The organism is Pseudomonas sp. ICMP 561, from assembly GCF_002699985.1.
Classification (GTDB): Bacteria; Pseudomonadota; Gammaproteobacteria; order Pseudomonadales; family Pseudomonadaceae; genus Aquipseudomonas; species Aquipseudomonas quasicaspiana.
Map to the genome: position 1 here is coordinate 1 of NZ_LKBT01000058.1, position 248 is coordinate 248.

Annotated in this window: 1 rRNA gene; it reads right to left on the reverse strand. The window is 49.6% G+C overall.

The features are described from left to right. Positions 1–248: ribosomal RNA gene (locus AO242_RS25430) — 23S ribosomal RNA — on the reverse strand; the annotation flags it as partial.

Here is a 248-nt window from a genome sequence, read left to right on the forward strand (position 1 = left end):
CGGTCAGTCAGTAGTATTTAGCCTTGGAGGATGGTCCCCCCATGTTCAGACAAGGTTTCTCGTGCCCCGTCCTACTCGATTTCATTGCAAAGAGATTTTCGCGTACAGGGCTATCACCCACTATGGCCGCACTTTCCAGAGCGTTCCGCTAATCTCTAAACAACTTAAGGGCTGGTCCCCGTTCGCTCGCCACTACTAAGGGAATCTCGGTTGATTTCTTTTCCTCAGGGTACTTAGATGTTTCAGTT